This is a genomic window from Nitrobacter sp. 62-23, assembly GCF_001897285.1.
Taxonomy (GTDB): domain Bacteria; phylum Pseudomonadota; class Alphaproteobacteria; order Rhizobiales; family Xanthobacteraceae; genus Nitrobacter.
Genome location: NZ_MKSM01000019.1, coordinates 13865 through 27299, shown reverse-complemented (window position 1 = coordinate 27299; position 13435 = coordinate 13865). Strand labels below are relative to the sequence as shown.

Genomic DNA, 13435 nt, shown 5'->3' with positions numbered 1-13435 from the left:
TAAGCGACGAGTCTGATTCAACGCGATTGAAGCAGGCTCTGGGAACCAATACGCGCTACGGTGTTGTCCACGTGAATGAAATGCGGAGCGGTGGACGTTTTGCCGTGAACTGCAATTCGAGGTCTCGATGCTAGGATCAATACGCAGAGCGATCTCGATTCTGCGCCGGAAGCAAATCCTGCACAAGCTCGGTGTTGCGATCAGCGTCACGATCATCGCGGTCGCGTTTTACGTGCTGGTCCATATCCTCAGGGATATCGATGTCGACGAGGTCATGGAAGCCATCCGGCGGACCGAGACGCGCTCGATCGCGCTGTCGGCCCTGTTTGTCGCCGCCGGCTATTTCACATTGACATTCTACGACCTGTTTGCGGTTCGTGCGATCGGCTTGACGCATATTCCTTACCGCATCACGGCGTTCGCGGCCTTCACCAGCTATTCGGTCGGCCACAATGTCGGCGCCAGCGTCTTTACCGGCGGTGCAGTGCGCTATCGCGTCTATTCCGCCTGGGGGCTGAATGCGATCGACGTCGCAAAGGTCTGCTTTCTGGCTGGTCTCACGTTCTGGCTCGGCAACGCGGCCGTGCTCGGGCTCGGCATCGCCGTTCACCCGGAGGCCGCGACCAGCGTCGATCAACTCCCGGCCTGGTTCAATCGGCTGATCGCGATCGTGATTATTCTTGGCCTGATCGGGTATGTGATCTGGGTCGGAATCCGGCCGCGCCGTGTTGGCAGCGGATCGTGGACCGTGGTGCTGCCGGGCGGGCCGCTGACTCTGTTGCAGATCCTGATCGGAATCGTCGATCTGGGATTTTGCGCGCTTGCGATGTATGTGCTTGTTCCCGATCAGCCCAATGTCGGCTTTGTCTTCGTCGCGGTGATTTTCGTGTCCGCGACCCTGCTCGGTTTCGCGAGCCATTCGCCCGGCGGGCTCGGCGTGTTCGACGCCGCCATGCTGGTCGGCCTCTGGCAGATGGACAAGAAGGATCTGCTGGCAGGCATGCTGTTGTTCCGGCTGCTCTACTATGTCGTGCCCTTCGTTATTTCGATCATCCTGCTGACGTTTCGGGAAGTCGTCATGAGCAAGCGCATGAAACGTGCGCATGATGCGCGACCCGCGGCCAGCGTCGAGCCTGCGGGTAAGGTATCCTGCCTGGGGGAGCATGGCGACTCGGGCGCCTGACAGCAGTCATGCGGCCGCGGAAGGAGCCGCTTCCAGGATGGCTGTGTCGGTCGCGAAATCCGCATCCTGGCCGGATCGGCTGCGCCGGTCGGCGGTCATTCTGCTGGTTGCAGGGCTCGTGCTCGCCGCGCTCACCGTGTTGGGCGGCCTGCAACTCTCCCGCGCCATCGCCGCGTTTGTCTGCATCGCCGCCGCGGCGCTGGTGCCCTGGCAGGTTCACGATCCGGCCGCATCGCGCGAAACCGAACTCGGCGCCAATCCGGTGGAGACCGCGGCAGCGTATGCCATCATTGCCGGCATGCCCGATCCCAACGTCCTACTCGATCGGGCCGGCCGTGTTATCCATCTCAATGCCGCGGCGGCGCAACTCGTGCCGGCGTTGCGCAAGAACGAACTTGCGCAATTCGCGCTGCGCTCGCCTGAGATCGTCACGGCGTTGCGCGAGGCGATCGCAACGCGGGAAACGCGGCGGGCGACCTATCTCAATCATGTTCCGGTCGATCGCTGGATGGAATTGATCATCACGCCGGTTCCGGTGCCAACCGCATTTGGCGGCATCGATCATTGCATTCTGCTGACGTTCCACGATCAGACGCCGCTGCGCCGGGTCGAGGAAATGCGCGCCGACTTCGTCGCCAATGCAAGCCACGAGTTGCGCACGCCGCTGGCGGCGCTGTCAGGCTTCATCGATACGCTGCAGGGCCCGGCACGCGACGACCCCGGCGCCCGCGACCGCTTTCTTGGCATCATGCACGCTCAGGCGACGCGCATGGCGCGGCTGATCGACGATCTGCTGTCGTTGTCGCGGGTCGAACTGTCGGCGCATGTGCGGCCGGACACGCTTGTCGATCTCATTCCAATCGTGCGTCAGGTCGTCGACGGGCTCGAGCCGCTGGCCGTGGAGCGCCAGGTTCACATCGAGGTCGCATTGCCGGCCATGCCGGTGATGATCGCCGGCGATCGTGAGGAGTTGCTGCGACTGTTCGAGAATCTGATCGAGAACGCGTTGAAATACGGCGCGTCCGGCGGCAGGGTCACGGTGTCCTCGATGATGGATGCGGCGCCCGACGGCGTCCCGGAATTCCGGGTGGCGGTGCGGGACTTCGGTCCCGGCATTGCGCCCGAACATTTGCCGCGCCTCACCGAACGTTTCTATCGCGTCGACGTCGGCGACAGCCGCGCTCAGGGCGGCACCGGCCTCGGCCTGTCGCTGGTGAAACATATCCTGAGCCGTCATCACGGCCGCCTGCTGATTGAAAGCGAGCCCGGGCAGGGCGCGACCTTCACGGCGGGTTTTCCACTGGCGCCAGCGGTCTCCCCCGCCTGAAGGCCAATGGTTGCAACGGCTTGCCGCTGTCATCCGGCTGTCGTCAAACCTTCGTAAAAGCAGCATCGACCGCACTTAAACGGGCGTCATGAGCGCATTCGCGCTCCGCTCGATACGAGGGAGACCACACATGAATTTCTTCAAGGCCATCGCCGCCGCCGGCCTCGTTGCCGCCTCGGCGTCTGCCTTTTCGCTTCCGGCGAGGGCGGCTGACATCACCGGCGCGGGCGCGACCTTTCCGTTTCCGGTCTATTCGAAATGGGCCGATGCCTACAAGAAAGAGACCGGCAACGGCCTGAACTACCAGTCGATCGGGTCGGGCGCCGGCATCAAGCAGATCCTCGCCAGGACCGTGACCTTCGGCGCGACCGATGCGCCGCTGAAAGCCGACAAGCTCGACAAGGACGGCCTGTTGCAGTGGCCGATGGTGATGGGCGCGATCGTCCCCGTCGTGAATGTCGAAGGCGTGGGGCCGGGTGAACTTGTGCTTTCGGGCGAATTGCTTGGCGACATCTATCTCGGCAAGGTCACCAGGTGGGACGACCCTGCGATCGCAAAGCTCAATCCGAAGCTCAAGCTGCCCTCGGCTGCGATCGCCGTCGTACATCGCTCGGACGGATCGGGCACCTCGTTCAACTTCACCAACTACCTGTCCAAGGTGAATGCCGAATGGAAATCCAAGGTCGGCGAGGGCACCGCTGTCGAGTGGCCGGCGGGTGTCGGCGCCAAGGGCAATGAGGGCGTCTCCGGCAATGTCGGCCAGACGCGGAATTCGATCGGCTATGTCGAATATGCCTACGCCAAGCAGAACAAGCTGACCTACGCCGCACTCATCAACAAGGCCGGCAAGACGGTGCAGCCGACCGTCGCCTCTTTCCAGGCCGCGGCCGCCAACGCCGACTGGGCCCATGCGCCGGGCTACTACGTGATCCTGACCGATCAGCCGGGCGAGGCTTCCTGGCCGATCACCGCGGCGACGTTCATCCTGATGCAGAAGGAGCCGGCCGACAAGGCGGCCTCCACTGAGGCCATCAAGTTCTTCAAGTGGTCGTTCGAGAAGGGCGGCAAGATGGCCGAGGAACTGGACTACATCCCGATGCCGGAGTCGGTCGTCAAGCAGATCGAGACAACCTGGACCTCCGAGATCAAGAGCTGATCGCGGCCGTGGAGGAGCGCTGTGGCGCTCCTCCGTTTTCCTTGGCCTTTGCGAGAAAGCGTTTCCAGCAAGTCTGCCCGACATCATGCGTAGCGGGAAACAGGGGACGAGCGTGGCGGAAATGGCCTTTCATGGCAGCGCGATGGAGCAGGCGGGCTCTCATGACCGCGCTCGCGCGCTGAACGCCTTCAGGCTCGGCGACAGGGCGTTCTACTGGATCACGCGGATCAGCGCGATTCTGGTCCTGTTGCTGCTCGGCGGCATCATCGTTTCGCTGATCGTCGGGTCATGGCCCGCAATCGTGGAGTTCGGAAGCGCCTTCCTGACGACGCAACGCTGGGCGCCGTCCGCCGAGCCGCCGGTGCTGGGCGCGCTGAGCCCGCTCTACGGTACGATCCTCACCTCGGCCATCGCCATGGCGATCGCCATCCCGGTCGGCATCGGCATCGCGGTTTTCCTCACCGAATTGTGCCCGCTGTGGGCGCGCAGGCCGATCGGCATGGCGATCGAACTGCTCGCTGGTATTCCCTCCATCATCTACGGCATGTGGGGCTTCTTCATCCTCGGCCCGTTTCTCGCCAATACGGTGCAGCCCTTCTTCATCGACCTGTTCGCAGGCGTGCCCGTCCTCGGCTCGATCTTTGGCGGTCCGCCGTCCTATTTGAGCCTGTTCAATGCCTCGCTGATCCTCGCGATCATGGTGCTGCCTTTCATCACCGCGATCTCGCGCGACGTGTTCGCAACCGTACCGCCGGTCCTGAAAGAGGCGGCCTATGGCGTCGGCTGCACCACCTGGGAAGTCGTGCGCCATGTCGTGCTGCCCTATACGCGCGTCGGCGTTATCGGCGGCGTCATGCTGGCGCTCGGCCGCGCGCTCGGCGAGACGATGGCGGTGACGTTCATCATCGGCAACTCGTTCCGCATTACGCCGTCGATCTTCGCGCCGGGCACCACGATCTCCGCAGCGATCGCCAGCGAATTCGCCGAGAGCGACGGCTTGCATCAGTCGAGCCTGATGCTGCTCGGTCTTTTGTTGTTCGTGCTGACGTTTTTCGTGCTCGCGGCAGCGCGCTTGATGCTGCTGCGGCTGGAGAAGAAGGCGGGGAAACAGGCATGATCCGAAGAAGCGGAAAACGGATTTTCCGGACAAACGACTTCGCTTGTTCAGAGATCGTGCCTGTACGGGTGAAATCATGAATCCGATTTATGCGTCCCGCCGCCGCCGGGACATCGTCGTCCGCGCCTTATGCTTTGCCGCCGCCGCTTTCGGCGTCACCTGGCTCGCGCTCATCCTGTTTACGCTGTTCTACAATGGCCTGGCCGGCATGAGCTGGCAGATATTCACGCAGAACACGCCGCCGCCCGGCGCGTCCGAAGGGGGTCTCTCGAACGCCATCGTCGGCTCCCTCATCATGACCGTGATCGGCGTCGGCGTCGGCGCGCCGGTCGGCATGTTTGCGGGCACCTATCTTGCCGAATACGGCAGGCACGATCGCCTCTCGCCGGTGATCCGCTTCATCAACGACATCCTTCTCAGCGCGCCTTCGATCATCATCGGCCTGTTCATCTATGGCGCGGTCGTGGTGCCGATGGGAGGTTTCTCGGCGCTCGCGGGTTCGCTCGCGCTCGCGGTGATCGTCATTCCGGTCGTGGTTCGCACCACGGAAGACATGCTGATGCTGGTGCCGAATCCGTTGCGCGAGGCGGCCTCCGCGCTCGGTCTGCCGCGCTCGCTCGTCATCAGGCGCATCGCCTATCGCGCGGCGCGGGCGGGACTGATCACCGGCGTGCTGCTCGCGACCGCGCGCGTCGCCGGCGAGACCGCGCCTCTGCTCTTCACCGCGCTGAGCAACCAGTTTTTCAGCGTGGACCTGACTCACACGATCGCGAACCTTCCTGTCACCATCAACAACTTCGTGCAGAGTCCCTACGCCTACTGGAAGCAGTTGGCGTGGAGCGGCGCGCTGCTGATCACGCTGGCCGTGCTGGCGCTGAATATCGGTGCGAGGTTGATCGGCTCTGAGAGGACCGCAAAATGACCGACGTTTCCGCTGCCATCTCCACGCGCGCGACCGCTCCGGCGTCGTTGATCGATCTCGACGCTCCGGCCAAGATCGCCGTCCGCAACCTCAATTTCTATTACGGCCAGCACCATGCGCTGAAGAACATCAACCTGTCGATCGCCGCCAACCGCGTGACTGCCTTCATCGGTCCTTCGGGTTGCGGCAAATCGACTCTGCTTCGCATCTTCAACCGCATGTACGATCTCTATCCCGGCCAGCGCGTCGAAGGTCAGGTGCTTCTGGACAACGCTAACATTCTCGACTCCAGGCTCGATCTCAATCTCCTGCGTGCGCGGGTCGGCATGGTGTTTCAGAAGCCGACGCCGTTCCCCATGACGATCTATGAAAACATCGCGTTCGGCATCCGCCTGTATGAGAAACTGCCGAAATCGGAGATGGATGGCCGGGTCGAAAGGGCGCTGCGCAACAGCGCTCTGTGGAACGAGGTCAAGGACAAGCTCAACGCCAGCGGGCTCAGCCTTTCCGGCGGTCAGCAGCAGCGATTGTGCATCGCGCGGACGGTTGCGGTGCGGCCTGAGGTGATCCTGTTCGACGAGCCGTGCTCGGCGCTTGATCCGATCTCCACCGCCAAGGTCGAGGAGCTGATCGACGAACTCAAGGATCACTACACCATCGCGATCGTCACCCATAACATGCAGCAGGCGGCGCGCGTCTCCGATTCCACCGCCTTCATGTATCTCGGCGAGATGGTCGAATTCGGACCGACCAACAAGCTTTTCACCTCGCCCGCTGACCGCCGCACCCAGGATTACATCACAGGCCGCTTCGGCTGACGTTACGCGCGCATGCGCGGGGAGAATTGAAATGGCTTTCGAGCACACCGCCAGGGCTTTCGATGACGATCTGCAGGAGCTGACGCGGCTGGTTTCCGAGATGGGCGGTTTGGCCGAGCGGCAGATCGTCGAGTCCGTCGATGCGCTGATCCGCCGCGATGCCGCGCTCGGCGCGCGCGTCGTCGACACCGACGTCGAGATTGATCAATTGCAGCGCATGATCGAGGAGCGTGCCGTGCGCACCATCGCGCGGCGGCAACCGATGGCGGTGGACCTGCGCGCGATCGTCGGCGCCATGCGGGTCGCCATCGATCTTGAGCGGATCGGCGATCTCGCCAAGAACATCGGCAAGCGCGTGGTCGCGCTCGACAGCGATTTCCATCCCCTGAAGCTGATCCGCGGTCTGGAGCACATGACCGACCTCGTGCAGTCCCAGGTCAAGTCGGTGCTCGACGCCTATGCGGCGCACGACCTGCCGTCGGCGATGGCGGTCTGGAAGGGGGACGAGGAGGTGGATGCCATCTGCACCTCTTTGTTCCGCGAACTCCTGACCTACATGATGGAAGACCCGCGCAATATCGGGTTCTGCATCCATCTGATGTTCTGCGCCAAGAACATCGAGCGGATCGGGGATCACGCCACCAATATCGCGGAGACCGTTTTCTACATGATCGAGGGCCAGCAGATGCTCGACAAGCGTCCCAAAGGCGATATGACGGGATTTGCGTCGGTTCCTGGAAACTGAAACGACGGCAGGCGGGACACCAATGGCTGCACGCATTCTGGTTGTCGAGGACGAGGAGGCGCTGACGACGCTGTTGCGCTACAACCTCGAGGCCGAGGGCTACGAGGTCGAAGCGGTGGCGCGCGGCGACGAAGCCGATACGTGGCTGAAGGAGCGCATCCCCGACCTCGTGGTGCTGGACTGGATGCTGCCGGGGTTGTCCGGCATCGAACTGTGCCGCCGCCTGCGGGCGCGCCCCGAGACCAGGCAGCTTCCGATCATCATGCTGACCGCCCGCGGCGAGGAGAGCGAGCGTGTGCGGGGACTTGCGACGGGCGCCGACGACTATGTCGTCAAGCCGTTCTCGGTGCCGGAGTTTTTGGCGCGGCTCAAAAGCCTGCTGAGGCGTGCAAGTCCGGAGCGGGTTGCAACGATCCTGAGCTTCGGCGACATCGAACTCGATCGCGACAAGCACCGCGTCCGGCGTTCCGGCCGGCAGGTCGATCTCGGTCCGACCGAGTATCGTCTGCTGGAATTTTTCCTTGAGCATCCCGGTCGGGTGTTCAGTCGCGAGCAACTGCTCGACAGTGTCTGGGGCCGCGACATCTACATCGACGAGCGCACCGTGGACGTTCACATCGGCCGGCTGCGCAAGCTGCTCAATCCCGATGGCGAGCCGGATCCGATCCGCACGGTGCGCGGCGCTGGCTACGCGCTGGACGAGCAGTTCGCGAAGGCGGCTGAATAGAGCGTTTTCGAGCGAAGTGGGTACCGGTTCGCGTGACGAAAACGCGTCAGATCAAGAAGCCAGAGTCCTTTATCGTTTCTATGAAACGGTGAAGGACTTAAACAACCGCTGTCGCTCCTGCGAACGCGGGGGACGCGCGCCTTGAAGTTGCAAGGTGTCCCTGGGTTCGCAAGGACGTCATCATGCAAGCCGCGTTTATCGGGCTTTCGTCGAGGGTCGGCGGCGATCTGCGGCGGGCTGATAGGCGATGCGCGAGTGGTGCGCGCAGTAGGGCAGGCCGGAGAGCGCCTTGCCGCCGCAGAAGAAGAACTCCGGACTGGAGGGATCACCGACCGGCCAGTGGCAGGTGGCTTCGCTGAGTTCGAGCAGCGACAGCCGCTGGCTCATCGGCACCACGTTGTCGTAGGCGACCGGATCCGGTTCGAGTTCGACCTCAAAAGCGTGCGCGAGCGCAGTGTTGCCGCGGGACACCGGGCGCGACACCCGCATCATGTGCTGGGCCGGGCGGGCCTTGCGCGGCCGTGGAACCGTTGACGAAGGGCTTTTGGCGCGGCCCGACAGGCCAAGCCGGTGCACCTTGCCGATCACCGCATTGCGCGTCACGTTGCCGAGTTCGGCGGCGATCTGACTCGCGGAGAGACCTGCCTCCCAAAGCTTCTTCAACTGTTCGACGCGGTCGTCGGTCCAGGTTATCACCGTCATCGCACGTTTCCCCTGTGTCACGCGTGCCTGCGCTAAGCGGCACCTGAAAGCGTCCCCGTGAAAACCCGTGTGGGCAGAATCCCTTAGCCCTCGCCGGGCGGAAAAATCGCCCGGGCGCTTACGCTGAGAACAGGGACCTTACGAGGATCAAAAACGCCGCACGAGATGTCGTATCCGACGGCTCTAACGCTACAATATGGCGTGACTCACGCGCAAGAGTCCGGCCCGGCAGCGTCCACATGTTCTGCAAGAAAATCGGAAAATCGGCTCTTTATGCGACTTTCACGCATCACCGCCGCGCAAGGGAAATATTGACAGTGACCGCTGCGCACCTAGAATAACCCTCACGTGCCGCCCGGAAAGGCGGCACGTTTCGTTTCCGGGGCCGACAGTTGATCGATCGCACAGCGCGATCGGATCAATCCGCTCCCATCATCAACCGGCAAACCGTCATGACCACAGCCGCTGCGTCTCATCTGTTGCCCGTTTTCGCAAGGGCCGATCTCTCATTCGAGAGCGGCGAGGGCGCGTGGCTGCTCGGTTCCGACGGCGGACGCTATCTCGATTTCACCAGCGGTGTTGCGGTGAACGCGCTCGGCCATTGTCACCCGCATCTGGTCGCCGCGCTTCAGGCGCAGGCGGCAAAGCTCTGGCACGTCTCGAACCTGTTCAAGTCGCCGGATGGCGAGCGGTTGGCGGCGCGGCTGTGTGAACAGAGCTTCGCCGATTTCGTCTTCTTCGCTAATTCCGGCGCCGAGGCGGTGGAGTGCGCCATCAAGGTGGTGCGTCGCTATCATGCCTCCAGGGAGCATCCGGAACGTTATCGCATGGTCACGTTCGAGGGCGCCTTCCATGGCCGCACGCTGGCGGCGCTGGCCGCCACCGGATCGGCGAAATATCTTGAGGGATACGGTCCTCCGGCGGACGGCTTCGACCAGGTGCCGCTCGACGATATCGATGCGGTGAAAAAGGCGATCGGTCCCGCGACCGCCGGCATCCTGATCGAGCCGCTGCAGGGCGAAGGCGGCGTGCGCGAGCCGTCCCATGCGTTTTTCCGGGGCTTGCGTCAGCTTTGCGACGAGCACGGCCTGCTGCTCGTGTTCGACGAGGTGCAGACCGGCATGGGCCGCACCGGCGAGCTTTTCGCTTACAAGCGCATCGGCGTCACGCCGGACGTGATGTCGCTGGCGAAGGCGCTCGGCGGCGGCTTTCCGATCGGCGCCTGTCTGGCGACTGCGGAAGCTGCCTCCGGTATGACGCCGGGCTCGCATGGCTCGACCTTCGGCGGCAATCCGCTGGCGGTCGCGGCCGCCAACGCCGTGCTCGACGTGATGCTCGAGCCCGGATTCCTCGAGCGGACGCGGAAGATGTCGCTGCTCTTGAAACAGAAGCTGGCCTCGGTCGTCGACCGCCATCCTGATGTGCTGAGCGAGGTGCGTGGCGAGGGACTTCTCATCGGCCTCAAGGCGGTGGTGCCGTCGGGCGATCTGGTCGGCGCGCTGCGCGAGGAAAAACTTTTGACGGTCGGCGCCGGGGACAACGTCGTGCGTTTGCTGCCGCCGCTGATCGTCGGTGAAACCGAGATTGATGAGGCGGTGCTGCGGCTGGAGCGGGCCTGCGCCCGGCTTTCCGGCGCACGCGCAAAGAAGGAAGCGGCGCAATGAGCAAGACGCCGCGTCATTTTCTCGACTTGTTCGACGTGCCGACGTCGGAACTGCGCGCGATCCTCGACGCCAGCGTGGCGATGAAGAAGCAGCGCAAGGAAGGCCGGACCGCCGACAAGCCGCTCGACGGCAAGACGCTGGCGATGATCTTCGACAAGCCATCGACGCGCACCCGCGTGTCGTTCGACGTCGGCATGCGCCAGCTCGGCGGCGAGGCGATCATGCTGACCGGGGCCGAAATGCAACTCGGGCGCGGCGAGACCATCGCCGATACCGCGCGGGTGCTGTCGCGCTTCGTCGACATCATCATGATCCGCATCCTCAGCCACGATGCGCTGACGGAACTGGCCGCGCACGCCACCGTGCCCGTCATCAACGGACTGACCCGGCGCTCGCATCCCTGTCAGGTGATGGCCGACGTGATGACGTTCGAGGAGCATCGCGGGCCGATCGAGGGCCGCACCGTGGCGTGGACCGGTGACGACAATAACGTGCTGGCGTCGTGGGCGCACGCAGCGGAGCGCTTCAGCTTCAACCTCAACATCGCCACCCCGCCGGAGCTTGCGCCGAACAAGCTGCTGAAGGACTGGATCCGGTCGAGCGGGGCGTCGATCAGGCTCGGCACCGATCCCGAAGCGGCGGTGCGCGGCGCGGATTGCATCGTCACCGATACCTGGGTGTCGATGGGCGATAAGGACGGCGAGCACCGCCACAACCTGCTTCGGCCCTATCAGGTGAATTCAAAGCTGATGGGGCTCGCCAGCCCGGACGCGCTGTTCATGCATTGCCTGCCGGCGCATCGCGGCGACGAGGTCACCGACGAGGTGATCGACGGACCGCAGTCTGTGGTGTTCGACGAGGCGGAAAATCGCATGCATGCCCAGAAGGGCATTCTGGCCTGGTGTCTCGCGAGGGGATAATCGCGCTTCGGCTCTCGCGGCGTTTTTTAAAGTGTCGTTGCGAGCCAACGGGCCGGCGCAAGGCGCCGCCCGATGATGAACTCCGCGAGAGCTGCAGGCCGCTCGCGAAGCGATGATCGCCCGCACGCCAGAGCCACAGCTTCTGATGGAATCAGAAGCGGGCTCTGTGATTTTGATTTTGACGCGTTTTCTTGACGCGAACCGGTATCCACTTCGCTCGAAATGCTTACGCCACCAGGTCCCGGGTCTTCTCGGCGCGCTTGCGCTCATTGGGGTCGAGGTGCTTCTTGCGCAGGCGGATCGACTTCGGCGTCACTTCCACCAGTTCGTCATCCTCGATATAGGCCAGCGCCTTTTCCAGCGTCATCCGGATCGGCGGCGTCAGCCGCACCGCCTCATCTTTCGACGTGGTGCGGATGTTTGTGAGCTGCTTGCCCTTGAGCACATTGATCTCAAGGTCGTTGTCGCGGGTGTGCTCGCCGACGATCATGCCGCGATAGACCTTCCATCCCGGCTCGATCATCATCGGGCCGCGATCTTCCAGCTTGAACATCGCGTAGGCCACTGCCTCGCCCTGGTCGTTGGAAATCAGCACGCCGTTGCGGCGGCCCTGGATATCGCCCTTGTATGGAGCGTAGCCGTGGAACAACCGGTTCATGATGGCGGTGCCGCGGGTATCGGTGAGCAGTTCGCCCTGATAGCCGATCAGGCCGCGGGTCGGCGCGTAGAACACCAGCCGCAGCCGGTTGCCGCCGGACGGCTTCATTTCCGTCATCTCGGCCTTGCGCTCGCTCATCTTCTGCACGACGATGCCGGAATGCTCCTCGTCGACGTCGATCACGACTTCCTCGACCGGCTCCAGCCATTCGCCGGTCGCCTCGTCCTTGCGCAGCACGACGCGCGGACGTGAGACCGAGAGTTCGAAGCCTTCGCGGCGCATGGTCTCGATCAGGATCGCGAGCTGCAATTCACCGCGGCCGGAGACTTCCATCGAGTCCTTGTCGGCGGCCTCGCTCACGCGTAGCGCGACATTGCCCTCCGCCTCGCGCAGCAGCCGGTCGCGGATCATGCGGCTCGTCACCTTGGTCCCCTCGGTGCCGGCGAGGGGCGAATTGTTGACCATGAAGGTCATGGAAACGGTCGGCGGATCGATCGGCTGCGCCGGCATCGGCGTCTCGACAACGGGATCGCAGAAGGTGTCGGCGACGGTCCCCTTGGTCAATCCTGCGATGGCGACGATGTCCCCGGCTTCCGCCTCGTCGAGCGGCGTGCGTTCCAGGCCGCGAAAGGCAAGGATTTTCGAGATGCGCCCCTGTTCGATCAGCTTGCCGTCCCGCGCCAGCACCTTGATGCTCTGGTTCGGCTTGATCGCGCCCGAGGTGATGCGGCCGGTGATGATGCGGCCAAGATAGGGGTTGGCCTCGATGATCGTTCCGATCATGCGGAACGGTCCATCCTCCACCTGCGGCGGCGGGACGTGTCGCACGATCAGGTCGAACAGCGGCTGCATGCCGGCGTCCTGCGGTCCTTCTGCGCTTGCTGCCATCCAGCCCTGCTTGGCCGAACCGTACAGGATCGGAAAGTCGAGCTGTTCGTCGCTGGCGTCGAGTGCGGCGAACAGGTCGAACACCTCGTTGATGACCTCAGTCGGACGCGCGTCCGGGCGATCCACCTTGTTGATGACGACGATCGGCTTCAGGCCAACCTTCAGCGCTTTCGACACCACGAATTTGGTCTGCGGCAACGGGCCTTCTGCTGCATCCACCAGCACCAGCGCGCCGTCCACCATGTTGAGGATGCGCTCGACCTCGCCGCCGAAGTCGGCGTGGCCCGGCGTATCGACGATATTGATGCGGATGTCCTTCCATTGCACCGAGGCCGCCTTGGCCAGGATGGTGATGCCGCGCTCGCGTTCGAGGTCATTGGAATCCATGGCGCGCTCGGCGACTTTCTGGTTTTCGCGAAAGGTGCCGGACTGCTGCAGCAGGCGGTCGACGAGAGTGGTCTTGCCGTGGTCGACGTGGGCGATAATGGCGACGTTGCGGAGATTCATCGGAAATGGTTCTTCTCGTTGATCGGGGAAAACCGCGCTTCGCCCGGGTTTCGGGCGGCGGTCTCATCCTGGGAAGGGTCATGGGAAAAGGGCGCGGCGTG

The 13435-nt window shown here is 63.5% G+C and carries 12 protein-coding genes; 10 read left to right on the top strand and 2 right to left on the bottom strand.

What is annotated here, in order from left to right; translation table 11 throughout:
* Positions 1-127 precede the first annotated feature (127 nt).
* The 8 genes from BGO16_RS02265 (at position 128) to phoB (ending at position 7995) form a co-directional block, all read left to right on the top strand.
* Complete coding sequence (locus tag BGO16_RS02265) at positions 128-1183, top strand: UPF0104 family protein (protein WP_292616904.1); 1056 nt, start codon at positions 128-130, stop codon at positions 1181-1183.
* 37 nt (positions 1184-1220) lie between these two features.
* Positions 1221-2510 carry an ATP-binding protein gene (locus BGO16_RS02260; protein WP_292616902.1) on the top strand — a complete coding sequence of 430 codons (1290 nt, stop codon included), beginning with the start codon at positions 1221-1223 and terminating at the stop codon, positions 2508-2510.
* Positions 2511-2640: 130 nt separating this feature from the next.
* Positions 2641-3666, top strand: coding sequence for a phosphate ABC transporter substrate-binding protein PstS (gene pstS, locus BGO16_RS02255; protein ID WP_292616900.1), 1026 nt, complete (start codon positions 2641-2643; stop codon positions 3664-3666).
* Positions 3667-3787: 121 nt separating this feature from the next.
* The gene (gene pstC / locus BGO16_RS02250; protein ID WP_292616943.1) at positions 3788-4783 is read left to right on the top strand and encodes a phosphate ABC transporter permease subunit PstC; all 996 of its coding nucleotides are present in this window, start codon (positions 3788-3790) and stop codon (positions 4781-4783) included.
* Positions 4784-4859: 76 nt separating this feature from the next.
* On the top strand, positions 4860-5705 hold the full coding sequence (gene pstA / locus BGO16_RS02245; protein ID WP_292616897.1) for a phosphate ABC transporter permease PstA: 846 nt from the start codon (positions 4860-4862) through the stop codon (positions 5703-5705).
* Positions 5702-6523, top strand: coding sequence for a phosphate ABC transporter ATP-binding protein PstB (gene pstB / locus BGO16_RS02240; RefSeq protein WP_292616894.1), 822 nt, complete (start codon positions 5702-5704; stop codon positions 6521-6523). Before pstA ends, pstB begins: the two co-directional genes overlap by 4 nt.
* A 31-nt stretch (positions 6524-6554) precedes the next feature.
* Positions 6555-7268, top strand: coding sequence for a phosphate signaling complex protein PhoU (gene phoU, locus BGO16_RS02235; protein ID WP_292616891.1), 714 nt, complete (start codon positions 6555-6557; stop codon positions 7266-7268).
* Between the two features lie 22 nt (positions 7269-7290).
* Positions 7291-7995, top strand: a complete 705-nt coding sequence (gene phoB, locus BGO16_RS02230; protein ID WP_292616888.1) for a phosphate regulon transcriptional regulator PhoB — start codon at positions 7291-7293, stop codon at positions 7993-7995.
* Between the two features lie 195 nt (positions 7996-8190).
* Here the strand turns inward: phoB and BGO16_RS02225 are convergent, their stop codons facing one another.
* Positions 8191-8697 (bottom strand): GcrA family cell cycle regulator, encoded by a 507-nt coding sequence (locus BGO16_RS02225; RefSeq protein ID WP_292616885.1) that lies wholly within the window; start codon positions 8695-8697, stop codon positions 8191-8193.
* Between the two features lie 452 nt (positions 8698-9149).
* Here BGO16_RS02225 and BGO16_RS02220 point away from each other — a divergent pair, with 452 nt between their 5' ends.
* The gene (locus BGO16_RS02220) at positions 9150-10361 is read left to right on the top strand and encodes an aspartate aminotransferase family protein (protein WP_292616883.1); all 1212 of its coding nucleotides are present in this window, start codon (positions 9150-9152) and stop codon (positions 10359-10361) included.
* Positions 10358-11281, top strand: a complete 924-nt coding sequence (gene argF, locus BGO16_RS02215; RefSeq protein ID WP_292616880.1) for an ornithine carbamoyltransferase — start codon at positions 10358-10360, stop codon at positions 11279-11281. The genes BGO16_RS02220 and argF overlap by 4 nt, the downstream gene beginning before the upstream one ends.
* Before the next feature lie 226 nt (positions 11282-11507).
* On the opposite strand, the gene typA is transcribed toward argF, so the two are convergent.
* Complete coding sequence (gene typA / locus BGO16_RS02210; protein WP_292616877.1) at positions 11508-13334, bottom strand: translational GTPase TypA; 1827 nt, start codon at positions 13332-13334, stop codon at positions 11508-11510.
* Positions 13335-13435: the final 101 nt, after the last annotated feature.